General features: G+C 37.6%; 26 protein-coding genes. 3 read left to right on the top strand and 23 right to left on the bottom strand.

The genetic code is table 11. The annotated features are described in order from the left end of the window. Positions 1–41 precede the first annotated feature (41 nt). From WQ54_RS30480 to WQ54_RS30405, 17 genes are all read right to left on the bottom strand, one after another. Positions 42–608: a helix-turn-helix domain-containing protein gene (locus tag WQ54_RS30480; protein ID WP_046590561.1), complete on the bottom strand. Its 567-nt coding sequence runs from the start codon at positions 606–608 to the stop codon at positions 42–44. A gap of 65 nt (positions 609–673) precedes the next feature. After that, positions 674–1,363 (bottom strand): YrrS family protein, encoded by a 690-nt coding sequence (locus WQ54_RS30475; RefSeq protein ID WP_046590559.1) that lies wholly within the window; start codon positions 1,361–1,363, stop codon positions 674–676. A 192-nt stretch (positions 1,364–1,555) separates the two neighbouring features. Beyond that, positions 1,556–3,304: a penicillin-binding protein 2 gene (locus tag WQ54_RS30470; RefSeq protein WP_046590557.1), complete on the bottom strand. Its 1,749-nt coding sequence runs from the start codon at positions 3,302–3,304 to the stop codon at positions 1,556–1,558. Between the two features lie 361 nt (positions 3,305–3,665). Next, a complete protein-coding gene (gene greA / locus WQ54_RS30465; RefSeq protein WP_046590556.1) occupies positions 3,666–4,139 on the bottom strand; it encodes a transcription elongation factor GreA in 474 nt (157 codons plus the stop codon). Between the two features lie 324 nt (positions 4,140–4,463). Further along, entirely contained in the window at positions 4,464–5,099 is a 636-nt protein-coding gene (udk, locus tag WQ54_RS30460; RefSeq protein ID WP_046590554.1) for a uridine kinase, read from the bottom strand. Between the two features lie 4 nt (positions 5,100–5,103). Next, the gene (locus tag WQ54_RS30455; RefSeq protein WP_046590552.1) at positions 5,104–6,372 is read right to left on the bottom strand and encodes a U32 family peptidase; all 1,269 of its coding nucleotides are present in this window, start codon (positions 6,370–6,372) and stop codon (positions 5,104–5,106) included. 48 nt (positions 6,373–6,420) lie between these two features. Beyond that, positions 6,421–7,350 carry a peptidase U32 family protein gene (locus WQ54_RS30450; RefSeq protein WP_046590551.1) on the bottom strand — a complete coding sequence of 310 codons (930 nt, stop codon included), beginning with the start codon at positions 7,348–7,350 and terminating at the stop codon, positions 6,421–6,423. 10 nt (positions 7,351–7,360) lie between these two features. After that, the gene (locus WQ54_RS30445; protein ID WP_046590549.1) at positions 7,361–8,005 is read right to left on the bottom strand and encodes an O-methyltransferase; all 645 of its coding nucleotides are present in this window, start codon (positions 8,003–8,005) and stop codon (positions 7,361–7,363) included. 425 nt (positions 8,006–8,430) lie between these two features. Further along, positions 8,431–9,564 carry an endolytic transglycosylase MltG gene (gene mltG / locus WQ54_RS30440; protein ID WP_046590547.1) on the bottom strand — a complete coding sequence of 378 codons (1,134 nt, stop codon included), beginning with the start codon at positions 9,562–9,564 and terminating at the stop codon, positions 8,431–8,433. Between the two features lie 289 nt (positions 9,565–9,853). Continuing rightward, positions 9,854–10,141, bottom strand: coding sequence for a DUF1292 domain-containing protein (locus WQ54_RS30435; protein WP_046590544.1), 288 nt, complete (start codon positions 10,139–10,141; stop codon positions 9,854–9,856). Positions 10,142–10,170: 29 nt separating this feature from the next. After that, a complete protein-coding gene (gene ruvX / locus WQ54_RS30430; RefSeq protein ID WP_046590542.1) occupies positions 10,171–10,587 on the bottom strand; it encodes a Holliday junction resolvase RuvX in 417 nt (138 codons plus the stop codon). A 101-nt stretch (positions 10,588–10,688) separates the two neighbouring features. Beyond that, positions 10,689–10,949 (bottom strand): IreB family regulatory phosphoprotein, encoded by a 261-nt coding sequence (locus tag WQ54_RS30425; RefSeq protein WP_046590541.1) that lies wholly within the window; start codon positions 10,947–10,949, stop codon positions 10,689–10,691. 77 nt (positions 10,950–11,026) lie between these two features. Next, positions 11,027–13,666: an alanine--tRNA ligase gene (alaS, locus tag WQ54_RS30420; RefSeq protein WP_046590539.1), complete on the bottom strand. Its 2,640-nt coding sequence runs from the start codon at positions 13,664–13,666 to the stop codon at positions 11,027–11,029. Positions 13,667–14,233: 567 nt separating this feature from the next. Continuing rightward, complete coding sequence (locus tag WQ54_RS30415; protein WP_046590538.1) at positions 14,234–15,295, bottom strand: AI-2E family transporter; 1,062 nt, start codon at positions 15,293–15,295, stop codon at positions 14,234–14,236. A 109-nt stretch (positions 15,296–15,404) separates the two neighbouring features. Then, entirely contained in the window at positions 15,405–15,536 is a 132-nt protein-coding gene (locus WQ54_RS33205) for a YrzQ family protein (protein WP_084822391.1), read from the bottom strand. Positions 15,537–15,550: 14 nt separating this feature from the next. Next, a complete protein-coding gene (locus WQ54_RS30410) occupies positions 15,551–15,742 on the bottom strand; it encodes a hypothetical protein (RefSeq protein ID WP_046590535.1) in 192 nt (63 codons plus the stop codon). A 21-nt stretch (positions 15,743–15,763) separates the two neighbouring features. Continuing rightward, the gene (locus WQ54_RS30405; protein ID WP_046590533.1) at positions 15,764–16,237 is read right to left on the bottom strand and encodes a PRC-barrel domain-containing protein; all 474 of its coding nucleotides are present in this window, start codon (positions 16,235–16,237) and stop codon (positions 15,764–15,766) included. 321 nt (positions 16,238–16,558) lie between these two features. Here WQ54_RS30405 and WQ54_RS30400 point away from each other — a divergent pair, with 321 nt between their 5' ends. Next, positions 16,559–17,056, top strand: a complete 498-nt coding sequence (locus WQ54_RS30400; RefSeq protein WP_052738050.1) for a hypothetical protein — start codon at positions 16,559–16,561, stop codon at positions 17,054–17,056. 186 nt (positions 17,057–17,242) lie between these two features. Here the strand turns inward: WQ54_RS30400 and WQ54_RS30395 are convergent, their stop codons facing one another. The 5 genes from WQ54_RS30395 to WQ54_RS30375 all read right to left on the bottom strand — a co-directional run bounded on the left by WQ54_RS30395 (position 17,243) and on the right by WQ54_RS30375 (position 23,510). Beyond that, positions 17,243–19,603, bottom strand: a complete 2,361-nt coding sequence (locus WQ54_RS30395) for an ATP-dependent RecD-like DNA helicase (protein WP_046590532.1) — start codon at positions 19,601–19,603, stop codon at positions 17,243–17,245. Positions 19,604–19,637: 34 nt separating this feature from the next. Further along, positions 19,638–20,294 (bottom strand): tetratricopeptide repeat protein, encoded by a 657-nt coding sequence (locus tag WQ54_RS30390; protein WP_046590530.1) that lies wholly within the window; start codon positions 20,292–20,294, stop codon positions 19,638–19,640. Between the two features lie 100 nt (positions 20,295–20,394). Further along, the gene (mnmA, locus tag WQ54_RS30385; protein ID WP_046590529.1) at positions 20,395–21,507 is read right to left on the bottom strand and encodes a tRNA 2-thiouridine(34) synthase MnmA; all 1,113 of its coding nucleotides are present in this window, start codon (positions 21,505–21,507) and stop codon (positions 20,395–20,397) included. A gap of 22 nt (positions 21,508–21,529) precedes the next feature. Next, positions 21,530–22,669, bottom strand: a complete 1,140-nt coding sequence (locus WQ54_RS30380; protein WP_046590527.1) for a cysteine desulfurase family protein — start codon at positions 22,667–22,669, stop codon at positions 21,530–21,532. Between the two features lie 418 nt (positions 22,670–23,087). Beyond that, positions 23,088–23,510 (bottom strand): cysteine metabolism transcriptional regulator CymR, encoded by a 423-nt coding sequence (locus WQ54_RS30375; RefSeq protein ID WP_046590525.1) that lies wholly within the window; start codon positions 23,508–23,510, stop codon positions 23,088–23,090. 350 nt (positions 23,511–23,860) lie between these two features. Here WQ54_RS30375 and WQ54_RS30370 point away from each other — a divergent pair, with 350 nt between their 5' ends. Further along, complete coding sequence (locus WQ54_RS30370; RefSeq protein ID WP_046590771.1) at positions 23,861–25,111, top strand: replication-associated recombination protein A; 1,251 nt, start codon at positions 23,861–23,863, stop codon at positions 25,109–25,111. Between the two features lie 387 nt (positions 25,112–25,498). Further along, a complete protein-coding gene (locus WQ54_RS30365) occupies positions 25,499–26,116 on the top strand; it encodes a hypothetical protein (protein ID WP_046590523.1) in 618 nt (205 codons plus the stop codon). 55 nt (positions 26,117–26,171) lie between these two features. Here WQ54_RS30365 and WQ54_RS30360 read toward each other — a convergent pair. Next, positions 26,172–26,568, bottom strand: a 397-nt coding sequence (locus WQ54_RS30360; protein WP_046590522.1) for a group II intron maturase-specific domain-containing protein, incomplete at its 5' end; no start/stop codon positions are given.

Raw genomic sequence — 26,568 nt, 5'->3', positions numbered from 1 at the left:
ATAGGAAGACTCCAGAATACCGACTATTCGTAAAACATCCTTTAATTTGAAGATTTCTTTGAGTTCGAATGATAACGCTGCTTGTGCTTTTCGAGATAGCCTTCCGGATCCATCTGAAAAGCTCGCAACTTTTTTAGGTATTCTACCTCTAAACGCAGAAGTTCGTTTTCTCTCTCCAATTTTTGTTCGTACGTCATTTCCTTTTCTTCTGCAACTTTTTTATTGCTTTTGTTCTTATTAAAATCAGACATGGATGGCCGTCCTTTCGGTCTATCCAGGGCCTCAGGACCACCCTCCAAAAAAACTTTCTTCCAAGAAGCTATCATAGAAGGGTTGGTTAGTCCAAATTGAAGGGCTGTATCAGTCTCTGAAGAACCTGTTCTTTTCATAAAGCTTAATACATCTAGCTTAAATTGAACAGAATAAGTTTCCTTGTTCTTCTTTCTCATTAACCCTTTCTCCCCAAATTTTTCGTAAGCTTTTACCCATCTCAAAATACGTGTAGAGTCTTTCATATTATACTTTTGTGCTAATAATCTATATCCCAATTTACCTTCTAAATACTCTTTTACAAGCTTCAACTTAAATTCTTCACTATATTTAGCCAACTAAAAAACACCCCAATAATTAGATTTCACTCTAACTTTTGGGGTGCAGTCCATTGCCGCTGCTTTTAGTTTACTTTTTCAATTTTTGTTGGCTTCCAGCCTTTGTTTTCAACCCATGTGATATATACTTTATATTTCGCAGATTTATCCTTTGGCGAGATTGTACCTACTGCATCGTTTGGTCCCCCATTATTTCCAAGGAACCAAATGATCATCTCTGATTCAGGAATTCCTGTCGCATAGCTAAGAGCCTTAGTCATTTCAGCCCAATCTTGAGAGTTTTTATCATAATTAGCTGAATGCGGCTCAGCTTGAGACGTACCTACCGGATTCCAGCCTGGATTTTCAATTGTTTCTTCTACACCTGAGCCAGGCTCTCCTTGTGTAATGGTTGCCTGTTCAAATGGATCTTCTGGTGTAGTTTCTTCTGCAGCAGGATCCTCTGTTGATTCTTCTGCATTTTCCTCATCTTCGGTTTTTTTATCTTTCTCATCAGCTGATTGATCGCTTTCTTCCTGTTCTTTCTCTTTATCTGCAGTTGCTTCTTCGTTACTGTTTTCTTGGTTTGCTAATTTTATGTCAGGCGGTTCATTATATTTGGCAGTTTTGTCAGCATCACTTCCGCCAAAGATGAGCTGAGATCCAATTACAAGAATAAGAACTGCAACAATTCCTATTAATGTATTCAAGACGATGTTGGTCTTTCTACGCTTATCTCTTTTTTCATAACGAGAGTTTACATGATTATAACTCAATGTCCTACACTCCTTTGTCCCTCATACCTTCTGTCTTATTCTAGCATTAGAATGCCATTCTATCTAGTTGTTTTATCTATTTGTTACTCTTTTATTACAGAATGTTAATATTACAAATGAAAAAATATCCCCAATTTTGTTAACTATTTTTATTTTCCTTCCCGTTAATTTCCCCCTAAGATCACCTGCCATTTAGTCCATCTTTGCTAATTCATTTACTATATCGTAAAAGGCAGCATTTGTTCCAGCTTGAGAACTTGTCGTGTCCATCTCTACGACAACAAGAGCATAATTAGGATTACTTGATGGAAAATAGCCTGCAAACCATTTGTTGTAAAGTGTTTCACCCTTTTCATTTTTCTTACCTGTCTGAGCTGTTCCTGATTTACCTGATACCTCCAAAGGAGAAGTTTGAAACCTTCTTCCTGTTCCTTCAGGATCTGTTACAACTAAACGAAGCATCTCTTGCAGCTTAGAAACTGTTAGTGGTGATATCTTTTCCCCTTCTAAAGAATTAGACGTAAAAGAGAACATATTGGTTCCATTTTTATATAATATATTTTCTACGATTTTCACTTGGTCTTTTTGACCGCCTCTTGCGATTGTGGCCATCATATTGGCAACCCCAAGCGGTGTCACCTTTACATCTTTCTGACCAATTGCAGTCTGATCGATCGCTCGCTCAACTTTTTTATCCTTTTCATCGACCCAAACACGCCCAGCCTTTTCATCAGGAAATTGCTTAAAATTTTGATAATGAAACACTGTTCCCCTCCAACCAACAGGTCCAAGTAATCCTAGCTTCTCAGCCGTATCCTCGATCACCATCTCATCCTTTTCCATTAGTTCTTCAGCAAGAGTTGTAAACGTGTAATTGCAGCTTTTTGCAAAGCTCCTTGCAAAGGTCAGCATTCCATCATCCTGTTCTCCATCCTTTTCCCCATATAAATTAAGGTTACAGTTAAACTCTCTTGTGACATCATCTAAACCATATTCAATTGCAGCTGCAGAAATGACAGTTTTGAATACTGATCCAGGAAAAAGCGGCTGGAGCATATGATTGATTAAGGTATTACTATTTGATCGGTTGAGATCAGGCTTGCTCACCATTGCCAATACTTCATTTGTCTTCACATCCAATAGTACAAGTCCTCCGGTTTCAACCTTTTGTTTGGCTAATACATCTTCAGCCATTTCCTGTATATTCTTGTTTAATGTCGTCTTTACTGTAACAGGATAAAATGGATTCGAGTCTGCAATGTATTTTACATTGACACCAAAGAGAGGATGTCCATCTCCGTCAACATGATATAAAAGCTTCGTTGCTTCATCAGGCAAAAGAAACTCATCAAATGCTTCCTCCAGGCCTGTTAATCCAATCTTGGTTTTATAGGATAAATCCTTGCGTTCAGGATATTTTCTTCTCAATGCTTCTGCATTCTCACCTGTTATCCCTAAAATATGCTCTCCTATCGTCTCCTCCATAGGTGATTGCTTGTATATCCCAAAAACTCCTGGTATCTTAAAATCATTTATTTCATCTAGCTCTGAGCTTGATAAGGATAATCTATCCTTACTTGAAAGAACAAGCGGTTCTTTTGCATGTTGTAAACGATTTTTCAACTCATCGCTTGAAATATTCACGATCTCTGCAATCTTATCTGCAGGCCATGTAATATCTTTTAAAAAGGGGAACAAAACCAGGGAAGGCTCAGCTTGATTACGTAATGAATCCCCGTTACGATCTACGAAGCGCCCGCGTCCATCATCAATAACAACCTCTTGAGTCCGTTGATTAACACTTTCCTGGATCAGATTTACCCCTTTTTTAGAGTATGATTCTGTATGAATTAATTGAAGGTCTGCTAATCGAAAAAGAATGAAAAAGAGGACTAAAAGAAAAAAAGTTCCGACAAATAAAAATCTTTTTTTGAAATTCATGGAAACCTCCTATAGAATGACACAAGCCAACATCTTTTTTGGTTTGAATAATTCTTGAGGTGAGGGCAACTCTTGATCGCACTCTTTTTTATTAATGAAGGCTATTCTCGCAAAATTTGGTTGCTGCTGGCCTAATATTGCGGAGTGGTTGATTGCAGCAAGCGAAAACTATTTCTCGGTTGGTAAATCTCCTCGGCATAAGTACCTGCATAAGTCCCTATACCGCTGTACATGCAGCAGTCATGCAACAAACTCCAAACAAACCAAAAACCTATTTAAAACAAAGCGCTTAGAAAAGAGCCTAGATAAAAAAACACCTCGCCATCAGTTTCGACGAGGTGTTTCCTATATAAACCTGCTTTTAGCTAATTTTCACAATTTTCACTAGCATTTCTCCACCAGGAGTTTGTACAGTAACTTCTTCTCCTACTTTACGGCCAAGTAAGCTTTTGGCAATTGGAGAGTCGTTTGAAATTTTGCCTTCAAATGGATCTGCTTCAGCACTTCCTACAATTGTATAGGTTTCTTCATCACCATCTGGAAGTTCTGTAAATGTAACAGTTCTTCCAAGTGATACTGAGCTTGTATCTGCTTCACCTTCAATAATTTTTGCATTGCGAATCATATTTTCAATTGTCGTAATACGACCTTCAACAAATGCTTGCTCTTCTTTAGCTGAATCGTACTCAGAGTTCTCTGAGAGATCACCAAAGCTACGGGCAATTTTAATTCTTTCAACCACTTCTTTACGTTTAACCGTTTTCAAATATTCAAGCTCCTGCTCGAGCTTTTCTTTCCCTTCCTTTGTCATAGGAAAAACTTTTTCTTGTGCCATGTTTGTTCCACTCCTTCTAGTAGACTGTTCCCCGTCGTTTTTTAATCTGTAGCTTTGTACTTTTTCTTGATAAGAGATTTCTTTATAAGTATGTATACATGAAGCTTTTTGCCTCATATCGAAAAATGTATGCAGTAATAAAACATACTTTTATTCTCATATGTGACCATTGATAAGAAAGTAGTTGATTTGCTTAGGGATCAAGCAGATTGTATGAAAAAAGCAAGGGCAACAGTTTGCCCTTAGCTTTGACTTTAGACATGCCCTAAGAAATTTAATCTTATACATAATATGATCACAGTACTCTTTATCTATGCTATGTTATTACAAAATTGCATTTAGTTCAAGAATTGTTTGAATTTTTGTTACCATTAAATCAATGGCAACATGATTTTGGCCGCCCTCAGGGATAATGATATCAGCATAGCGTTTTGTCGGTTCAATAAATTGATTATGCATTGGTCTGACAACAGAGATGTATTGCTCAATGACAGAATCAATTGAACGGCCGCGTTCTTTAATATCCCGCTGGATACGTCTGATGATCCTGATATCTGCATCTGTATCTACAAACAGTTTAATATCCATAAGGTCACGAAGACGCTCATCTTCTAAAATTAAAATGCCTTCTAAAATTATAACATCTTTCGGTTCAACAACAATAACATCTTTCGATCTTGTATGCAATTTGTAATCGTATATCGGTTTTTCGATTGATTGATGATTGAGCAATAATTTTAAATGATCGATTAACAAATCATTATCAAAAGCCAAAGGATGATCATAATTTGTATTTAGTCTTTGCTCAAATGGTAAATGACTTTGATCTTTATAATAAAAATCTTGCTCAAGCATTAAAATTGAATGACCTTTAAAATGCTCATAAATCGATTTCGTTACACTTGTCTTACCTGAACCAGAGCCTCCGGCCACTCCGATTACAACGGGCTTCTTTCCCATATATTTAGAACCCCTTTCGCATCATGTTGTTACTAAAGACTGGTTTCTCCACTTTGAATCTTACGATTTGGAGCGGGTGGCGGGCTGCATCGAGCTCTTTTCCTTTTTCATCCCATATCTTTTCAATTGTTTGAGTAAAGTTATCAATTTCGGGACCAAAGAATTCAACTGTATCACCAGGTTGAAAATAATTTCGCTGCTGCATTGTTACCATTTGTGTTTCTTCGTCATATTCTAGTACAAGGCCTGCAAAATCATAAGGTGTTTTTATTGAATGGCTGCCAAACATTTGCTGTTTATAGCCTGGAACACCTTCAAAAAATGCTGAAGCCGTTTCACGGTTTGCACATTTGTCCAATTCTTTTAACCATTCAAGGTCGATCTTGAAATGTTCAGGATCAGCACAATAAGTATCAATCACTTTGCGATACACACTAACAACAGTTGCGATATAATGAATAGATTTCATTCTGCCTTCAATCTTCAAACTATCGATCCCCAGCTCAATCATTTTAGGAATGGATTCAATTAAATTCAAATCCTTTGGACTCATAGCAAATGGTGCATCTTTTTCGTTAAAAAGGGCAACCTCTTCGTCATTATCGAGCTTAAATAAACCATAGTCCCAGCGGCATGACTGACAGCATCCGCCACGATTTGAATCCCGTGCTGTCATATGGTTACTTAATGTACAGCGTCCTGAATAAGCAATACACATTGCACCATGGATAAAGGCTTCAATTTCGATATCAACTTTTTCTTTCATTTCCTTTATCTCTTCAGCACTCGTTTCACGTGCCAGTACGACGCGTTCTAGGCCCTCTTCCTTCCAAAATTGCACTGCCTTCCAGTTTGAAAGTGATTGCTGTGTGCTTAAATGCACCTCAAGCTTTGGAGCAACACGTCTGCATGTTTCAATGATTAGAGGGTCTGCAACGATGATACCAGCTACTCCCGCATTCTGGATCCCCATTAAATATTCATCAAGTCCGTCCATGTTTTCATTATGTGCGAAAATATTTGTTGTCACATAAATTTTCGCTCCGTATTTATTGGCAAAACGCACCCCTTCTGCCATTTCCTCCAGTGAGAAGTTACCTGCATTGGAGCGGAGGCCATATTCTTGTCCACCAATAAAAACTGCATCTGCTCCATAATGGACGGCAATTTTTAGCTTTTCTAAATTTCCAGCCGGAGCAAGCAACTCAGGTTTTTTTGTAATAACGCGCTTTCCATCAATAAGCTCTGAGATTTTATCAATTACTTCAGTCATGATTTTCACTCCTTCTTTCGAGACTTATGTTAATCATTGTTTAATTTTTTAATAAACTGTTTCTTTAAAGAAAAAGCCTGTATCTAAAGGACGGTTTTTTGCTTGCAGCCCTTCAATTTCTTCTAATAACATATCTTTAATGTCTTCATACTCTTCAATGTCAGAAATGTAAAGATCGATCGCTTTACGGTATTTTTTTGTTACCTCAAGAATATACTCTGATGTTTGGAGAACCCCATCAATTTTAAATGAATCTATGCCAGCCTCAATCATTTCTCCAAGTTCATCAATAATACAAATATCATTCGGACTCATAATATGTGTTCCATTAACATCTTCAAAAATTGGGTATTTATTATCCCTTTCAGGATCAAATAAAAACATCATTTCTTCTTCATTGCGATTTTCTACTTTTAATACTTTTCCTTGATATTCAAAATAATTTCCAAGTAATTTCCGTTTTGATTGGAACATACATGTCATACCATGGACCTGAACTTCAATTTCTAATTCAGCATGCTCCTTTATCTCCACTATGGCTTCCATACTTAGCTCACGGGCAAGTACTGCGCGCTTAGCACCTTTTCGTCCCCAATAGTTGCACGTATACCAGTTTGTCGCAGTTGTTTCAGTATTCCAATGAAGCTTAAGCTCAGGAGCAACTTCTCTAGCTGACATCAGCACAGCAGGATCCCCAAACACAACGGCATCTGCCTTAGCCTCTTTAAGAAATGCTAAATAGTCGCCTAACTCATTAACCATTTCATTATGAAAGATTCCATTCATGGCCACATATACTTTCTTTTGATGCTGATGGGCAATGGAAATAGCCTCCATTACTTGGTCCCTTGAAAACTCTCCAGCGAGACGGAGACCGAATTTTTGCTCACCAATAATAAAAGCATCAGCACCTGCTTCAATGAGAGGCACTATGTCCTCTACTTTTTTTGGTGTAACTAATAATTCAGGTTTTTGCATATTCAACACCTCATTTTCGTTTTGTCACTGCAATCCCGTCGCCAACAGGAATAATTGTCGTTTCATAAGAATTTAATGTATACAGCCAATGATTAAACTCATCAAGCTTTCTAACAAGAGTTCGTTGTCTCCTTGTCGTTAACTCTGACCGATCCCGAGCAACTGTTCCTTTAAACAGAACATTGTCTGTATAAATAATTCCATTTTCAGAAAGCATTGGTTCATACGTTTGAAAAAACTTTGAATACTTTGCTTTCGTTGCATCAATAAAGAGTGCATCAAACGGAGCAAAATTGCCTATGTTTTCTGATAAGGTAAGAGCATCCCCACACACAGTGTGGATTCGGTTCTCTAAGCCCATCTCTTTAATATGCTGATTTGCTTGCTGAAAACGCTCTTCATCAAGCTCTATAGTAATAATTTCGGTATTTGGCAATTTAAGTGCCATTCGAATTGCGGAATAACCAATTGCTGTACCAATCTCTAATATTCTCTTTGGCTGTTGCATAGAGAGAAGGAGCAGTAATACTTCAATACCTGTTTTCTCCATGATCGGTACGCCATTTTGCTCTGCGAAATCCTCCATCCGCTCAACATGTTGAGGCCGATCAGGTATCAAATTTTCTATATATGCCAACACTTCCTCGTTTATCATCATTGTCCTCCTGCAAAAAACTATAGTAAAACTACATATAAACCTAAAAATAAGAGCCCCACAATGGAACTCTTAGACTGATAATAATAAAGTGAGACTTCCTCAGTGGTGAAGTTCCTCAACCTACTGTTGGTTAGGAAGCTTTTCACACAATCCCTGTGACACCGCCTGATTTGGACATCAATCGCTCGGCAGAACTTTACGGGCAGTATCTTTCTCTAATCTTCTTAGTTTCTCTAGAATTTAAAAAACAGAGTATTAGTGCCCGTTAAATTTCGGACAAATTTTACACTCTCCGTAATAACTCGATATATTTTACCACAATAAGAAAGGGAATGCGAATAATTATTCACGTTCCCTTTCGTTTTAAGGAATAGCAATAATAAATCATTGGATTTACTGCTTCATTCCCTTTTAGTAGCTACCTATTTGTTTACATTTGTAATATGTTTATTTTTTTCTATATTATGTTCTTCAAGTGTTTTTGTAAAAATGACGTTCCCCTCTTTTGTAGCTAAGAAATAGAGGAAATCCGTATCTTCAGGTGATAATGCTGCTGCAAACGATACTTCACCCGCATTCGCAATTGGGCCCGGGGGTAATCCTTGGTTACGGTACGTGTTATAAGGTGATTCCACTTCAAGATCCTTATATAATACACGATCCTTGTGTTCGCCTAGGGCATATAATACGGTTGGGTCTGTTTGAAGAGGCATATCCTTTTCAATACGATTATAAAAGACACTTGATATCTTTTCACGATCCGCCTTTTCCGTTGCTTCTTCCTCAATTAACGATGCCATCGTGATAAAACGATGAACACTCATCTTTTTCTCTTGCAGCTGCGGAATATATTTAACAACAACTTGATTCATTTTCTTAATCATCGGCTCTACTACTTCTTCAATTGTCGCTTCCTTTTTATAATAAGGATAGGTTGCCGGATACAAATAGCCTTCAAGCGCGTACTTAACATCTTTGCCAAAAATATCATTAGTAAGTAAGTCTGGATATTTCGCTTTCATTGACTCAATAAATGTTTTATCTGTTAGTTTTGCTATTACTTCTTGTTCCGAAAATGCTGTATTATTGGCGATTATGGAAGCAATTTCTGTTAATTGTCTTCCTTCAGGTATGGTAATTTTAAAGGCAACTTCATTCATAAGCTTTCCTTGCTTTAAGCTTTCAATTATTTCTTCAAATGTCATTGCTTTTGTAAATGTGTAATTACCGGCTTGGAAGCCTGATTCGTTCTTAAATTTAATATAATATTTAAAAACACGGGCATTTTTTATAATCTCTTTTTCTTCTAAAATTTTCGAAATGTTTGATACTGATGACCCAATCGGTACAGTTACCTTAATTTTTCTTTGATCATTTGGATCAACAGGTTCTAAAGAAGATTTAATATATAGATATCCGCCTCCGATAATACCTGAGAACGCAATAATTAAAATGATAAAAACTGTTAGAACAATTTTTCTAACAACTTTTGCTTCATTTTGCTTTTCTAGAAGCTTTTTACGGAATAAATCCTTTTTTGAATCTCCTTCTGACATTCATATCCTCCTCTCATCCCAATTATTATACTACAATGTTCTATGTGTTTCGGCAATTTTTTCAGAAAAGTAGGGAATGAGTATGAAGAGCAGAGAAATATAACTGCATCATTGAAGGCTTTAGAATTCTCTTTAAGAGTTAAGGGGGAATACAATATGTATAAAAAAACAGGGTCTGACCCCTACCCTTAGATACAATTATTGGAATTAAATAGCTACATTCCAAATATTTGTGTTTGCAGGAGGGGTCTGACCCTTTGTTTGTATCCTTTTGTCAGCCAAATCAGGCTTACGCTTGTTCTTCTTCATCTAGGAATGTATTTAACATTTCTTCGATTAAATCCCACTCTTCTTCTGTTTCAATTGGCTCTAGTTCTCCATCTTCTCCATTAGCGTGCGGATTAAAACTTGATGCATGGATTTCGATTTCTTCACTGTCATCTTCATCAGCACCTACTGGGTAGTAAAGTACATATGATTTGTTAAACTCTTCTGATTCAAATGTAAATAGTACCTCACAAAGTTGTTCATTTCCAGCTTCATCTATAACAGTAATTTGTTTTTCGCCATGTTCCATGTGATTCACCTCATTATATTATTTAAACCTTAATTCAAACTATCCAAATACCCTTGTAAAATCATGACAGCAGCCATCTTATCAATTACTTGTTTACGCTTTTTCCTGCTTACATCTGCTGAAATCAGCATTCGTTCTGCGGCCATCGTTGTTAAACGTTCATCCCAGAGTACGACAGGAACATTAAACTTCTTTTTTAAGATCTCTGCAAAACTCAGGCTTGCTTCTGCTCTTGGGCCAATGGTACCATTCATGTTTTTGGGCATTCCAAGAACAATTTTCTCAACCCGATGCTCTTCCATGATTTCAGAAAGCCTTCTCAAGTTATAGTCTCGGCTTTCTTCATTTATTTTAATCGTTTCAATTCCTTGGGCTGTCCAGCCCAGCTCATCACTAACAGCAACCCCAAGGGTTTTAGAGCCTAAGTCCAATCCTAATATTTTCATAAAGTCCCTCTCAATTTTTTTTGAAGGAAAAGGGATGGGGCAAGCATTATCGTTAGTCTGCCGAATCCATCCCGATCGTTTCTTACATTTCTAATGCGATATCATGCTCGTTTGTGTAAGTAAGATTTTACTAGCTCCTCAATCAATTCATCACGTTCAAGCTTGCGAATTAAATTCCTAGCGTCACGATGACGTGGAATATAGGCAGGGTCACCTGAAAGCAAATAACCGACAATTTGATTAATCGGATTATAACCCTTTTCTTGCAATGCATCGTATACGGTATAAAGAACTTCATTCACATTTGTTTCAACCGATTCATCAGAGAAATTAAATTTCATTGTTTTATCAAATGAACTCACGATTCGCACCTCTTTCTCAGATCCTTGACAAAATCTGTTTATCCAATCTTACCTACATTTTACACTACTTTTCCTAATTATAAAACGGATTCAAGCCATTCCTCGACATATTTTAGTGCAGCTGTCAAGTTTTCAGGGCTTTTCCCACCTGCTTGTGCCATATCCGGACGACCGCCGCCTTTTCCGCCACAGCGTTCTGCAACTTCCTTAATTAGTTTCCCTGCATGATAACCTTTTTCGACTAAATCCTTCGTTACTCCTGCTACAAGGTTAACCTTTCCAGCTTCTGCAGCTCCGAGAACAACAATAGCCGATCCTAATTTGTTTTTCAAGTCATCCATCATGCCTCTCAAGCTATTCATATCTTTCGCATTAACTTGTGCAGCAAGCACCTTTACACCATTTACAGTGACTGCTTGATCCACAATACTGCTCGCTTCAAGATTGCCAAGCTTAGCAGTTAATGATTCATTTTCACGCTGAAGAGTACGATAATCATGTAATAAACCTTCTATTCTTGATACTAAATCCTTAGGATTTGCTTTTAAAAGTGCAGCAGCTTCTTGTAGCTTTTCCAGCTGATCATTAATTAATTGGTAAGCTGCTTGTCCTGTGACTGCTTCAATACGTCTTGTTCCAGCACCAATACCAGTTTCAGTCACGATTTTTAATAAACCAATTGAGGCTGTATTGTCGACATGACAGCCACCACATAGCTCCAAACTGTAATCTCCAACTTGTACAACACGGACAATCTCTCCGTATTTTTCACCGAAGAGCGCCATTGCCCCCATTTCCTTGGCTTCTTTAAGTGATTTATAATCAATATTTACATCGATGCTCTTCCAAATTTGCTCATTTACAGCTTGTTCAATACGGGTTAGCTCATCCCCGCTTACTTGACCGAAATGTGAGAAGTCAAAGCGAAGTCGTTCTGATGTAACTAAAGATCCAGCTTGATTTACATGAGATCCTAAAACATCTTTTAATGCTTGATGTAATAAATGTGTAGCAGTATGATTTTTCACAATAGCACTGCGATTGTTTTCAGATACCATAGCTGTTACAACGTCCCCTGGCTGTATGCTGCCGCTTTCGATAACAACATTATGGAGATTTTGTCCGTTTGGTGCCTTTTGAACGTCCTTTATTTTAACGCGGACCTTTTCACTAGTCAGAAAACCTTCATCAGCAATTTGTCCGCCGCTCTCAGCATAGAATGGAGTTTTATCAAGAATTAGCTGTACCTCGTCACCTTCGTGAGCCTCTTTAATCAATTCTCCCGCTTTCACCATCACAGCAACTGAAGCCGACTCTACTGTTAATTGGTTATAACCAACAAACTCACTGTCAACCTTGATGTCACCTAGCACACCGCCTTGAACTTGCATCGAGTCAACCTTTTGCATGGCAGAACGTGCACGGTCACGCTGTCTTTCCATTTCTTGTTCAAACCCATTATGATCAACCTTCATGCCTTCCTCTTCTGCATATTCCTCCGTTAATTCAACCGGGAAGCCATAAGTATCATATAAACGGAATACATCCTCACCTGGTATAATGTCACTGCCATTCGATTTTTGAGCTTTGATAACTTCGCTCAGAATTGCTAAGCCCTCATTTAATGTTTCGTGGAAACGTTCTTCTTCATTTTTAATGACCTTTTGAATAAATTCTGTTTTTGCTTTCACTTCCGGATAAAAATCTACCATTATTTCCGCTACAACAGGTACAAGCTCATACATGAACGGGCGGTTAATGTTTATTTGTTTTGCATAGCGAACTGCCCTTCTTAATAGGCGGCGAAGCACATAACCTCTGCCCTCATTTGAAGGAAGCGCTCCATCACTAATAGCAAAGCTTACCGTCCGAACATGGTCAGCAATCACCTTAAAAGCAACATCCTTTTCTTTATTTTGATGATAAGCTTCATTTGAAATTTCTTCAGTTGCCCGAATGATTGGCAGGAATAAATCAGTATCAAAATTTGTTTCAACATTTTGAATGACCGAAACCATTCGCTCAAGCCCCATGCCTGTATCAATGTTTTTCTTTGGCAACGGTGTATATGTACCATCCGGATTATGATTAAATTGTGAAAACACTAAATTCCAAACCTCTAAATAACGTTCATTTTCACCGCCTGGATATAGTTCTGGGTCATTAGGATTGTTGCCATAATCCTCACCACGATCATAAAATATTTCTGTATTAGGTCCGCTTGGTCCTTCCCCTATATCCCAAAAGTTTCCTTCTAAACGGATAATTCGCTCTTCAGGGATACCAATTTTATTTGTCCAAATATCAAAAGCTTCTTGATCTTCCGGATGAATCGTTACCGAAAGTTTTTCTGGTTCAAAGCCAATCCATTTTTCGCTCGTTAAAAATTCCCAAGCCCACTCAATTGCTTCCACTTTAAAATAATCACCGATAGAAAAATTACCAAGCATTTCAAAAAACGTGTGGTGTCTTGCTGTTTTCCCAACATTTTCAATATCATTGGTACGAATTGATTTTTGCGCATTACAAATTCTTGGATTTGCAGGTATGACCCGTCCATCAAAATATTTTTTTAATGTTGCAACACCGCTATTGATCCATAAAAGAGTTGGATCTTCATGTGGAACTAATGATGCACTTGGTTCAACAGCATGTCCTTTCTCTTTGAAAAAATCTAGAAACATTTGACGCACTTCAGCTGATTTCAAGTTTTTCATTGGAATCCTCCTTAATTTAACTTTTTGAATAATGCTTTACTGCCATGAATAAAGACAGAAATAAAATTAAAATCAAAAAAACCCTCAGCCTCTGTGTAAAGAATCCCTCTTTCCACAGGGACGAGAGTTAACTCGCGGTACCACCCTGATTATGGACATTTAAACGCGGCAAGCGTTAAACTTCTGGCAATAAGCATAGGACAAGCCGTCACGAAGGGTGTTTTTAACCTTCTGGACGATTGAGTATGAGCTCATAGTCAAATCGCGACTGCCTGATTTACGGCACATGAACGTCCTTACTTCGCCGATGGCGCCTGAAGCTGTTAAAAATGCTAAGTTCCAAAACTAAACATTTATAACCAAAGAAATAGTCCATCTCTTCATTAAACCGTAACGTGGTTTTAACGGCAGGTTTTTCTGCACTTAGGATTAGCCTTCTGTTGTCCGTACTTTAGAATTTCTTTCAGCCAAGGAAATTCCTCTCTAAAAAGCGGTTTCAACATACTTCGTTCCATCAATGATTTAGCAATATTCTATCGTGAATTATAGACAAGGTGCATGTAAATGTCAATGCTGCCTTCTAAGTTGTACAATATGTACAAGGATGACGCGTAAAATCACAACTATAGGTACTGCGAGCATTAAACCAAATACTCCAGCAATTTCTCCGCCTGCTAGTAGTGCTAGCATAATTATTATCGGGTGCATATGAAGACTTTTTCCTACAATAAATGGACCTAAAATATTTCCTTCCAAAAACTGCAAGGAGAGTATGATTGCAATTACAAATAACACCGTTTCCGTTGACATGGTTGCGGCAATAATTAAGGCAGGAACCGCTCCAATGACCGGGCCGAAATAAGGAATAATATTTGTTATTCCAATTAACAGCCCTAAGATCAGCGGGTATCTCACGTTAAAAAACCATAATAGCAAAAAAGCTAAACTGCCAATTATGAAGCAAACAAATAATTGGCCCCTTATATAACTTCCCAGTGAATGGTCTATTTCCTTTAAAAACCGGATTGCATCCTTTCTCCATTTTCGCGGGGTCAAATACCATGCTGCCTTTTTAAGCTGCTCATAGTCCTTTAGCATATAAAAGACGAGAAATGGAATAATCGCGAGTAAAAGGAGATAGTCGAAAATACTTTTTAAACTATTTATGATATTTTCAATCATAGAAGCAAGCCATTCTTCTGTTTCCTGAAACATTAAATCGATACGATCATGAATTCCATCAGGCCAACGATTTGTTTGTACATGAATTGAATCAATCCAACTTTTATAGGTTGTTGAAAACTGCGGGAAATTTTCAGAAAGGTCCCTGAGCTGGGTAACTAAAACGGGAATTCCCCGATAGAAACCATATCCGATTAAACCAAAAAATAAAAAATAAATAACGAGAATGGAAATTGATCTAGGAACCCCTGTCTTGTGAAGTTTCTCAATTACTGGATGAAGCAAATACGTAATAAATCCGCTAATTAAAAAAGGAATAAAAATCGCTTTAAACATGAGAAAAAAGGGATCCCACAGGTTATGAAGCTGAAAAAACACATAAATTGTAAGGAGTCCTAACAATAAAATAGTAATACGGAGTAACCATTTTATTTGACGGTCTCTCATTTCTTCACCTTCCCTCTCTTTCATATTGTGGAAGGAAGTTAGAAAATTATTCATGCTAAGGGATTCATTGTCAAAAATAATAAAGGAGCTGGCTTGCCAGCTCCTGCCCTTAAAACATTTTCATAACACGTTTACGCATTTTTCTCATCGAACGATTAGATGTCATATTAGAATTTCGTGCAACATAGTATGCTGCAGCACCAAGTCCTAATGAAACTAGTGAGGTTACGGTACGCTTCAAGACCTATCCCCCCTTTACATGCTTATTGATCGTTCATCCTCAGAAAATAAATCATCAAGTGAGCTTAACGTTCCATCCTCTTCAACTTGATGAGTTAATATTTTACCCTTTGAAACAGATAGTTCAATAAAGCAGTTCCAGCAGTAATATTGATTTACGCCTATCTTCCCAAGGTCTTTACTTTTACAATTCGGACATGAAAACAACTGGGCACACCTCTTTTTACATTAAAAATCGATGACGATAGCATCTTTGCTGATCGTAAGTGGTTCACCAGATGCTCTAACTACTTTCTTACCTTCAGTGATGTCAGCAAAGAATCCGTCCGTCAATTCGTATGCCTCAATTGTGCCCATTTTTTCAGAAAAATAAACGTCCTCTAATAAACCAAGTCGCTCTCCTTCTTTTGTAAGCACCGATTTATAGCGAAGATCATCATAGGTATTGTATGTGTAATTCGTCTTCATATCTTGGATCGAAAGCAGCTTGTTTTCATTTTCAACCATAACGCCATTTTCGCCAAGCGCATCAATTGAAGAAATTGGAACGAAGCGGTCACGATTGAACAACCCTTTGCCTTCCATAATCAGTCCGATAATAAAGCCCTCATGGGATAAACATAAATCGGTCACATGACCTAATAAGTTAGCGTTCTTATTACTATATACCGGAAGCCCTTTAAGATTTGAAAATGTCCGCAAAGAAATCCTCCACCTTTCCGAACATTTTTAGATTATGCCCTACTCCTTAAAGTCATACTCTGTAACGTTTTCCAATCAATATCTCCACTTAATTGTATAAAGCCAAATTACATTAAAAGGACTTATTCGGTCTTTTTTGTATTTTCTAATTTAATTATTCTTAATAAACACAAATAGAAACACATTCTTAGGAAATGTGGAAATTCATACCACAAATAAATCATTCTTAGAAAGAAGACAATATATTTGTCTACTGGTGATTCACTAGTAGCTGCCAATACTAATTGACCTTGACAATCTATTTTAAGGAGGAATTTAATTATGGTAAAAGAAACAGAATTAGAAGTTATTAAAAAGAATATTAAATCAAAAGATGCAGAAAAGGTTAAAATTGAAAAAGTTGCGTCTGCTATGGTAGAAGAAGAAATCGGCGAAGAGCTTGCACCGTTAAAAAGCCAATTACAAACTATACAACATGCCTTGAATCAATTAAATGTAAGTGGACAGCAATCTTCGATGTCATCAGTTGGGCAAAGTCAACAACAATCAAATGAGCTATTAAGTCAGATGCAACAATTTAGCGCACAAGCTCAACAACAACAACAGAAAACATTTCAACAATTACAACAATCTATACACCAGGCAGCTCAAATGTTAAATAATGTAGAACAATCACTGCAATCAGTCAATATGTTAAACCAAATTTCACAGCAAATTAACCAATCACAACAACAACTGCAAAACCAACAACAAAACCAACAACAAAACCAGCAACAGCAAAATCAAAGTCAATCAGGAAACCAAAGCATTTACCAGTAAGTCATTTTTAAATATGTGTAGTTGATCTATTCGTGTAGATCAACTACGCATTTTATATGTTTGCACGAGTATAAATTAGTTTTACTATTCCCTAAAAAATATTTTTTATTTTATTATTTAGTTTGTAAATATTTCCTCACTTTTTTTAAGAATAAGGTTTAATCTATAAGAACAACATAGAAGGCGTTAATCCATAAAATCATAAGGTGTAATGTGTTCCATTCCGATATTTGCATCTTCAATTGGAAATGGAAGTTCTTTTTGTAATTCATCGAGTTCATTAGAACCGTTTAGTTTAATTTTGAGTGTAGTTTGTCTTTCAGAACTCTCGTTATTCGAAATACTCCACTGCAAAGCTTCTCTTTCACCGCATAACACTAGTGATCGTTTACTTCTCGTTATAGCTGTATAGATTAGATTGCGCCTTAACATCCGATAATAGCCCTTTACCACCGGCAAGACAACAATCGGAAATTCACTTCCCTGTGATTTATGGATTGAGCAGCAAAATGCATGGGTAAACTGGTTAAAGTCCTGTTTTGTATATGTTACCTCATTGCCATCAAAGGAAATGACCACCATGTCTTCCTTTTCGGTATTTTCCTTTGCGTAAAAGACTGCTACGATTTCACCTATATCACCATTGAAAACATTGCTTTCCGGTTGGTTGACAAGCTGAAGAACCTTATCACCAGTCCGGTAAACAATATCACCAAAATTCATCTCTCTTTTTCCAGGTGTCTTAGGGTTAAAAAGCTCCTGAAGCAATTTGTTTAATTGATCAATTCCTGCCGGCCCTTTATACATAGGTGCCAATATTTGAATATCCTTTGATGTATATCCCTTTTTAATCGCACTTTTTATTACCTTTTCAACAACCTCTTTCATTTGTGACTGTGAGCATTGGATAAATGACCGATCTGAAGTTGGAGCAGTTATATTTTGAGGCAATCTTCCCTGTTTAATATCGTGTGCAAGCTCAATGATAGAAGAACCTTCTGCTTGACGGTAAATATCAGTTAGACGAACGGTAGGAATCTGCTTTGAAGCCAATAAATCACGAAGCACCTGGCCAGGTCCAACAGATGGTAACTGATCCTCATCCCCTACCATGATCACTTGTATATGTTTTGGAAGTGCTTTAAACAATTGATTGGCAATCCATATATCGACCATTGACACCTCGTCTACAATTAGGAGTTTTCCGGCAATTGGATTTTCTTCATCATGTTCAAAGCCATCAGCGCCATTCCACTTTAATAAGCGATGAATCGTTACAGCGGGCATGCCGGTTGCTTCACTCATTCGCTTTGCAGCACGCCCTGTAGGAGCAACTAGCAAGATTGGAAATGGTTCGTCTCTTTTATAATCTGCGGGATCAAGTGAGCAGCCATGTAAATCTGCATATAACTCTACTATTCCTTTAATGACAGTCGTTTTCCCAGTTCCTGGGCCACCTGTTAATAGCAGCATAGGCGACATTAATGCCTTTTGAATAGCATCCTTTTGCGTTGGGGCATATTGAACATTCATTCTCTCCTCTAGCTTTCCGAGTGAGAGTAAAAATTCAGACTCAGGAAATAGCTCTTCATATACAGTTTGTCCCAACACCTCTTTAATATTTTTGACCAACCCTTGTTCAGCGAAGTAAAGGCTTGGCAGGTACACTCTTTCATCTTCTACAATCAGTTTTTTCATTTCTGCTAAAGCATCAATCTCAGAGGCAATATCCATTTCCAGAATGGTTTCTTGTTTTGAGTGATTTAGGAGCTCCAAAGTCTTTGAAATAAGCTGGTCTACAGTTAAATATACATGTCCATCCTGCAAGGATAAATTTTCAATAAGATAAAGGCATGCCGCTTTGATTCGCTCAGGGCTTTTTCCTGGCATACCTAATTGTTTTCCAAGTTCATCTGCACGTACAAAACCGATTCCTTCTACATCATGTACCAATTGATACGGATTTTCCTGAATAATGGACAATGTTTCATCTTGATAGGCTTGATATATTTTCATGGCAAGCTGGGGGCCAAAACCAAATTGATTCAAGGCAATCATAATTTGCTCTAGACCTTGATGAGATACCAGCGATTCAACCAGCTGCTTCGCTTTTTCTTTATTAATTTTAGGAATATCATCTAAAATCGAAGGGTTTTGCAGGATTTTAGATATCGCTGACTCTCCTAATTTTTCTACAATCGTTTCTGCGGTCTTTTTGCCGATCCCTTTGAACAGATCACTAGATAAATATTGGATAATTCCTTCTTTTGTTTGCGGAATCTCTTTTCGAAAGTGCTCTGTCTGAAACTGCAGGCCAAACTTTGGGTGATTTGTAAAAGATCCAAAAAAAGTATATGTATCATCTTCATGCAGGAGAGGAAAGTAACCTGTTACGGTTATCTCTTTATCTTCGATCTTTTCGCTTGTTTCATGAACTCTTACCTTTAACACGGAATATAAGTTTTGCTCATTGTGAAAAATAACGACCTTCACAAGCCCCTTTACATAACGTTCTTTTTCACCGAATAAATCAGCACTTTCCTGCATGAATCCTGTTCTCCCTTCTACCTAAAATGCAGCTTTATTCTTTATTTGCATTCATAATTTTTAGTGCATGTCCTGCTAATAAGTGATCTGGCTGGATACTTAATGCTTTTTCCAGCATTTCAATAGCTTTTTCTGTATCTTCTTTAAATGCATATGCAACACCTAGATTGTAGAAAGCGTCAGCATGTTCCTTATCAAGTTCAACAACTTGCTGAAATTGCTTCATTGCTTCTTCCACTAAATCCTGCTGTGCCAGACATAATCCATATTGGAATCTTGCATCACTATCATGTTCATTTAATTCAACAGCACGTTGAAAATAGGGAAGTGCAAGGCGGTTTTGACCAATATTAAGCAAACACATTCCAAGCATGAAGTGCACGTCACCTTGATCCAATCCCTTTTTCAGTGCCTTTTCATACATTTTTTTGGCTTCATGATAATTTTCTTGATTAAAATATACATTTCCTGCTCCATAATAAGCAGTTGCTGCCTCATGATCTATTTCAAATGCCTTTTCATAAAATTTCAATGCCTTTTCAAGCTCATTTACCGCTGAAAGCAAATTCCCAAAATTGATATAGCTAATTGGATCTTTTGGGTTCGCTTCAATTGCTTCAGAGAAACTAGTTGCTGCTTCCTCAAACTTTCCCTGCTGCATTGCTTTAATTCCACGTTGATTTGCATCCATTGTCATACCTTCTTTCTACAAAAGCATAATATAACTTACAATGAAAAGGGGATGACATAGAAAAAATCCGTCAACCCCCATTTTTAATATTAGCGTATCCTTACCCAAGGTACCATAGCTTTTCACGATTTTTAAACACATCATCGATAGTACCGCCGCCAAGACATACTTCACCATCATAAAAAACGACAGCTTGACCTGGTGTAACAGCACGTATCGGTTGTTTGAACGTTACCTTGGCAGTTGTTTCATCAAGCATGTTAACTGTTACTTCATTGTCTGCCTGACGATAACGGAATTTTGCAGTACAGTTCAATTCAGTAGAAGGTTTTTCTGACACCCAATTTACATTGGTTGCGATAATTGAATCAGAATATAAAAGCTCGTTGTGGAATCCTTGATCAACGTATAATACATTTTTTTTCAAATCCTTACCAATCGCAAACCATGGTTCACCGCTGCCCCCGATACCAAGGCCATGTCGTTGACCGATTGTATAATACATCAACCCATCGTGCTTACCTTTTACTTCACCATCTAACGTTTGCATAATACCAGGTTGGGCTGGCAGATAGCCGCTCAAAAATTCTTTAAAATTCCGTTCCCCGATGAAGCAAATACCTGTACTATCCTTTTTAGTTGCTGTAGCAAGATTTGCTTTTTTCGCCATTTCACGAACCATTGGTTTCTCCAGGTCCCCAAGAGGAAACATGACTTTTGAAAGCTGCTCTTGACCCAATTGGTTAAGGAAATAGGTTTGGTCTTTGTTTTCATCAATTCCCCGCAGCATTTTATATTCACCATCACGGAATTCAACACGAGCATAATGTCCTGTAGCTAAATAGTCTGCTCCAAGTGACATGGCATGGTCTAAAAACGCCTTAAATTTAATCTCTTTATTACACATAACATCAGGATTAGGGGTTCTTCCCGCCTTGTATTCGTCTAAGAAATACGTAAAAACCTTATCCCAATATTGCTTTTCAAAATTGACTGCATAATATGGAATGCCTATTTGATTACATACCTCAATGACATCATTATAATCCTCTGTTGCTGTACACACACCATTCTCATCCGTGTCATCCCAGTTTTTCATAAAAATACCGATAACATCGTAGCCCTGTTCTTTTAGACGAAGCGCTGCAACAGATGAATCCACCCCGCCTGACATGCCAACGACTACTCTTGTATCTTTTGGATCTTTTTTCATCCGTTTCACCTCCATAATTGCTCTATGCTGTTACTCTTTTTACGATTTTTGAGATTTTCTCTGCAGCAAGTTGTATATCTTCTAAATTAGTTCCATAACCGAAGCTAAAGCGAATGGATGATACGATCCTTTCGGAATCTTTTCCAAACATAGCCACTAAAACATGGGATGGATCAACAGATCCTGCCGTACATGCTGATCCGCTTGAAGCAGCAATTTCAGCTAAATCTAAGTTAACTAATAGTGATTCAATTTGCGTTTTAGGAAAATACACATTAAAAACATGTGGAAGTCCGCTTTCTGAACCATTAATATCAAATTCAACATGATGATCATTAAAGATCGCGATCATTTCCTGTTTATATGACTTATACTTTTCTCTTTTTTCAAGGCGTTCAGTTAAGGCAAGATCAGCTGCACAACTTAACCCAAATATCCCTGGAACATTTTCTGTTCCCGCCCTGCGCTTTAGTTCCTGTTCTCCCCCATATAAGGAAGGCTGAAGCTTGATACCTGATTTTACATAAAGAAATCCTACACCTTTAGGTCCATTTATTTTATGGGCCGAAACGGTTAAAAGATCAACACCTAAATCTTTCACATTTATTTCTTCGATCCCAAAAGCTTGTACAGCATCTGTATGAAATAAAGCTTTATGTTCTTTTAACAGCCTTGATATCTCTGGAATCGGCTGTATGGATCCCACCTCATTATTACCGTACATGATTGATACAAGAATTGTTTCTTCCGTCAGATGTTTCTTTAATTCTTCAAGAGATATCACACCTTGTTGATTAACTGGCAAATAAGTAATGTTAAACCCCGCGCGTTCAAGATGCTTACATGCATGCAGCACGGCATGGTGCTCTATTTCCGTTGTAATAATATGTTTTCCAGCATGTGCATTTGCCAACGCTGTACCTATAATAGCTAGATTATCAGCCTCGGTACCGCCGCTTGTAAAAATGATTTCCGACGGCGCCGCTCCTATATGATTAGCTAGATTTCTTCTCGATTCATCAAGAATACGCCGCGCTTCTCTACCAAATGAATGAATGCTTGAAGGGTTACCGAAGTTTTCCGTCATTATCGGCAACATTTTTTCAGCAACCTCTGGGTGCAATGGAGATGTAGCGGCATGATCTAAATAAATACGTTTCATATGGCAACCCTCCGTTTCTTATGTCTATAAATTAATAGGCTGGCTTGTTTAAATTATCTGCTTCGATCAAGCGGCGAAGCAAAGGTATGCAGTCATAACGATTGACGTTGGGCCTTTTATACTACCAGCTTCTCCCGACAAATAAACCTCACCCTCCTAATAGCAAAGTCTACATCGAATCGTTTACGCTCTTCGTGTTTCCTTTGCGGTACCTTAACGGGTATTAAAGAGAGTTAGTTGGTTAGTAAAATTGTTTTAAATGACCTTGCAGTGTACAGCTGTAATAAAGCATAAGACGATCAGGAATAAAATGCGGGTTTTCCCTTCTAATTCTGATTGGCTAAACCAGCGGAGCTAGGAGCTGCAACTAGATTACAGTGCTTTTTTTACGTGTCGCTAAAGCAAGGCACTTCGGCAATTAAATATAGAACATATATGGCTCTTGATTGCCATCATTATCTGTATAACTCGCAAGATCTTCGAGTGTGGTATTATCTAACACATCTGCTACAGCATCACGGATTTTTATCCATAACTGTCTCTTAGCCGGCTCTTCATCTTCTAGAACTTCTACAGGGCTGATGGGACCTTCAAGAACACGAATAATATCGCCTGATGTAATCTTTGAGGGTTCATCACCTAAAATATAACCGCCGTAAGCCCCGCGGATACTTTTTACAAGTCGAGCATTTCTAAGCGGTGCGATCAGCTGCTCTAAATAATGCTCAGATAAATCATGTGTTTGTGCGATGCTTTTTAAAGAAGTAGGTCCTTCCCCATGCTTTCTTGCTAATTCAATCATAATTGTTAAACCATAACGGCCTTTAGTTGATATTTTCATCCTACCACCCCTACTAAATTCTATTTAAGCCAATTCCTTGACAACAATCTGATCATTAATAAAGAATCATTCTAGGTATTATCATTCATCCAATTGCCTGAAATAATAATTCTTATCACAAGCATTAATAAATGTCAAAAATAAAAATTCAGATGCAACCCAGTTACATTATCTTAGCTTCTTACTTTGAACATTAGCCATTATAGCATATTATAATATTATTAGGCACTATCTCCAACTATACAGGTTGGACATTCTGCTATTCAAATAATATGTTTTTCTAATAGGATAACCTATTTTTTAACGAAACGTTTGGAGTGTTTAATTTGAAGCAGCCACTTGCATATAGAATGCGCCCAAAAAGACTAGAGGATATTATTGGACAAACACATTTAGTCGCAGAAGGAAAAATAATTTATCGCATGGTAAAAGCGAAGCATTTGTCCTCAATGATTCTTTACGGCCCTCCTGGAATTGGAAAGACCTCAATTGCTACTGCAATTGCAGGCAGTACTGGTACAGCCTTTCGTATGCTTAACGCAGTTGTAAATAATAAAAAGGATATGGAGATTGTTGCTGAAGAAGCTAAAATGTCAGGGAAAGTTATCTTAATTTTAGATGAAGTCCATCGCTTAGACAAAGCAAAGCAAGATTTTTTGTTGCCATATCTTGAAAATGGGAAGATTATCTTAATTGGAGCGACAACAAGCAATCCTTACCATGCAATTAATCCGGCAATTCGCAGCCGCTGCCAAATTTTCGAACTACACTCTCTTAATGAAAAAGAGATTGAACAAGCTTTAGTTCGAGCGATTCACGATAAAGAGAACGGATTAGGCAGGCAACTAATTGACGTAAAAGAAGATGCCTTACATCATTTTGCAGGAAGCTGCGGTGGAGATGTTCGCTCGGCGCTAAACGCACTTGATTTAGCCGTACTTTCTACTGAACCAAATCAAGAGGGAACCATTGAAATAACGGTAAATATAGCTGAAGAATGCCTTCAAAAGAAAAGTTTTGTTCATGATAAAGATGGAGATGCTCATTATGACGTTCTCTCAGCCTTTCAAAAATCCATTAGAGGATCTGATGTAAATGCAGCCTTACATTATTTAGGGAGACTCATTGAAGCAGGTGATCTCGTCAGTATTAATAGAAGACTGCTAGTAATCGCCTATGAGGATATTGGACTAGCCAATCCACAAGCAGGGGGTCGTACATTGTCGGCCATTGAAGCGTCTGAACGTTTAGGGTTTCCAGAAGCCAGGATTCCCCTTGCAAATGCAGTTATTGAATTATGCTTATCCCCAAAATCAAATAGTGCTTATCAAGCATTGGACAGCGCCATAGCCGATATTAGAGCAGGTAAATCCGGCGATGTTCCTATCCATTTAAAGGATGCTCACTATAAAGGTGCAAAGGCTTTAGGAAGAGGGGTTGACTATTTATACCCTCACGATTATGAAAACGGCTGGGTAAAGCAGCAATATTTGCCAGACCGGCTAAAAAACAAAGTTTATTATCAACCGAAAAGAACGGGAAAATTTGAATTAGCATTAAGCCAGGTATATGAAAAGCTATTAAATCAACAAAGGAAGTAATTTGAGCTTTAAGAACGGATATGAAACTACTAAGTTGCATAATAAACTTGAATTAGGTAAGGATAAAGGATGATATAGAGTAATGCAGCCCATTAAGAGTGAGATAAAGCGAGTTTCAATCAGAGGGGGTTTTTTTCATCCTCCCTTATTGTTAGCGAGACTTATTTAATCTTTACGTTCATTTCTCCCTTTAGCTTGCTTGATCTTGGAATGAGGTTACTGCCCGCTATAACCGGGTAAAGCGAGACTTGGCGGATCTTTTATGTAACAGTGATCTTCCGCTTATCTTTTTAGCTTCTCTTAAATCATTTAGCGGAGGTTTTACTGTTGTTAAGAATGATGGAATAAAATTATTTAATGTGGCTATACACATTAAAGGAGGTCATTGTGAAAGCTAGGCATGACGCATGGACCCTTAATGACGATACGTTGCTTGCTGAATCTGTTCTAAGGCATATACGAGAAGGAAGTACACAGGTTGCAGCTTTTCATGAAGTTGGAGGCAAATTGAACCGTACGCCTGCGGCATGCGGATACCGTTGGAATGCTGTCGTACGAAACCAAAATGTTGAAGCTGTAGAAATGGCCAAAAATCAGAAAAAAAATGTAAAGAAAATGCATGATAAAAAGAAGGATCTACAATTAAATAAGCTGGCTGAACCAATGGAATACAAGAATAAAACGTTTGAAGTAAATGAAGAAACCAACACTACTAAATCTGAGGTTCCTTCTTTAACATTAGATGACTGTATTGATTATTTAAGGAATACTCTCCCAGAAAACCCGCATGGAATAAGCGAAGAAAATAAAATGCTATTGAAAGAAAATCAAGAACTCCAGAAGACCTATCATGAACTCTCATTAAAATTCGATCAACTAATAAAGAATAAGGAAAAAATAGAGCATGATTATAAATTTCTCTTACATGCACTGCATAATGCTCAAAAGACAGCCAAAGAAATGTCTGTTCAAAATCATGTTTATCAATCGAGTAGGAGGGGGTGACTAACCCCCGACCTCTCACACCACCGTACGTACCGTTCGGTATACGGCGGTTCAATTAAGTTTGACGTAGAAATTCATATCTTTGATATAAACTTTTAAGCCCACGGGAACTCCAATAGGAGTTATCAAGGGTTTTGTGTAGAATTGGACTACAGGCGATTCTCCAATATTTCTTTCTTGAGTTTCCCCATTCGTATGCCTTGTTATCAGGAACACCTAAACCTTTTAGTTTTCTAACTCTTGTTTTAGGTGTTTTCCATTGTTTCCATTCAACCATACGAAGTCTTCTTCTTATCCACTCTTCAAATTCTTTGAACTTACTTGGAGTATCAGCTAAAGCGAAGTATCCGCACCACCCTGTTAGATATTGGTTTAGTTTTCCAATTCTAACTTCCATAGGACTAGGTTTTGAACGAGATGTGATCTGTCGTATCCTAGACTTTAGTCTTTTG

The organism is Bacillus sp. SA1-12 (assembly GCF_000981385.1).
GTDB lineage: Bacteria > Bacillota > Bacilli > Bacillales > Bacillaceae > Metabacillus.
Note: the sequence above shows the minus strand (reverse complement) of the source record. Positions and strands in the feature narration are given on the sequence as shown.

What these genes read in the sequence shown, in the direction of transcription:
- alaS (WP_046590539.1), bottom strand. Translation starts at nt 13,666, where the DNA reads ATGAAAAACTTGAAATCAGCTGAAGTGCGTCAAATGTTTCTAGATTTT.
- ruvX (WP_046590542.1), bottom strand. Translation starts at nt 10,587, where the DNA reads ATGAAAATATTAGGATTGGACTTAGGCTCTAAAACCCTTGGGGTTGCT.
- greA (WP_046590556.1), bottom strand. Translation starts at nt 4,139, where the DNA reads ATGGCACAAGAAAAAGTTTTTCCTATGACAAAGGAAGGGAAAGAAAAG.
- udk (WP_046590554.1), bottom strand. Translation starts at nt 5,099, where the DNA reads ATGGGAAAGAAGCCCGTTGTAATCGGAGTGGCCGGAGGCTCTGGTTCA.
- WQ54_RS30470 (WP_046590557.1), bottom strand. Translation starts at nt 3,304, where the DNA reads ATGAATTTCAAAAAAAGATTTTTATTTGTCGGAACTTTTTTTCTTTTA.
- WQ54_RS30435 (WP_046590544.1), bottom strand. Translation starts at nt 10,141, where the DNA reads ATGGAACATGGCGAAAAACAAATTACTGTTATAGATGAAGCTGGAAAT.
- WQ54_RS30395 (WP_046590532.1), bottom strand. Translation starts at nt 19,603, where the DNA reads ATGCAGGAAAGTGCTGATTTATTCGGTGAAAAAGAACGTTATGTAAAG.
- WQ54_RS30445 (WP_046590549.1), bottom strand. Translation starts at nt 8,005, where the DNA reads ATGATAAACGAGGAAGTGTTGGCATATATAGAAAATTTGATACCTGAT.
- WQ54_RS30450 (WP_046590551.1), bottom strand. Translation starts at nt 7,350, where the DNA reads ATGCAAAAACCTGAATTATTAGTTACACCAAAAAAAGTAGAGGACATA.
- WQ54_RS30400 (WP_052738050.1), top strand. Translation starts at nt 16,559, where the DNA reads ATGGTAAAAGAAACAGAATTAGAAGTTATTAAAAAGAATATTAAATCA.
- WQ54_RS30380 (WP_046590527.1), bottom strand. Translation starts at nt 22,669, where the DNA reads ATGAAACGTATTTATTTAGATCATGCCGCTACATCTCCATTGCACCCA.
- WQ54_RS30375 (WP_046590525.1), bottom strand. Translation starts at nt 23,510, where the DNA reads ATGAAAATATCAACTAAAGGCCGTTATGGTTTAACAATTATGATTGAA.
- mltG (WP_046590547.1), bottom strand. Translation starts at nt 9,564, where the DNA reads ATGTCAGAAGGAGATTCAAAAAAGGATTTATTCCGTAAAAAGCTTCTA.
- WQ54_RS30415 (WP_046590538.1), bottom strand. Translation starts at nt 15,295, where the DNA reads ATGAGAGACCGTCAAATAAAATGGTTACTCCGTATTACTATTTTATTG.
- WQ54_RS30370 (WP_046590771.1), top strand. Translation starts at nt 23,861, where the DNA reads ATGCGCCCAAAAAGACTAGAGGATATTATTGGACAAACACATTTAGTC.
- WQ54_RS30390 (WP_046590530.1), bottom strand. Translation starts at nt 20,294, where the DNA reads ATGGATGCAAATCAACGTGGAATTAAAGCAATGCAGCAGGGAAAGTTT.
- WQ54_RS30455 (WP_046590552.1), bottom strand. Translation starts at nt 6,372, where the DNA reads ATGACTGAAGTAATTGATAAAATCTCAGAGCTTATTGATGGAAAGCGC.
- mnmA (WP_046590529.1), bottom strand. Translation starts at nt 21,507, where the DNA reads ATGAAAAAAGATCCAAAAGATACAAGAGTAGTCGTTGGCATGTCAGGC.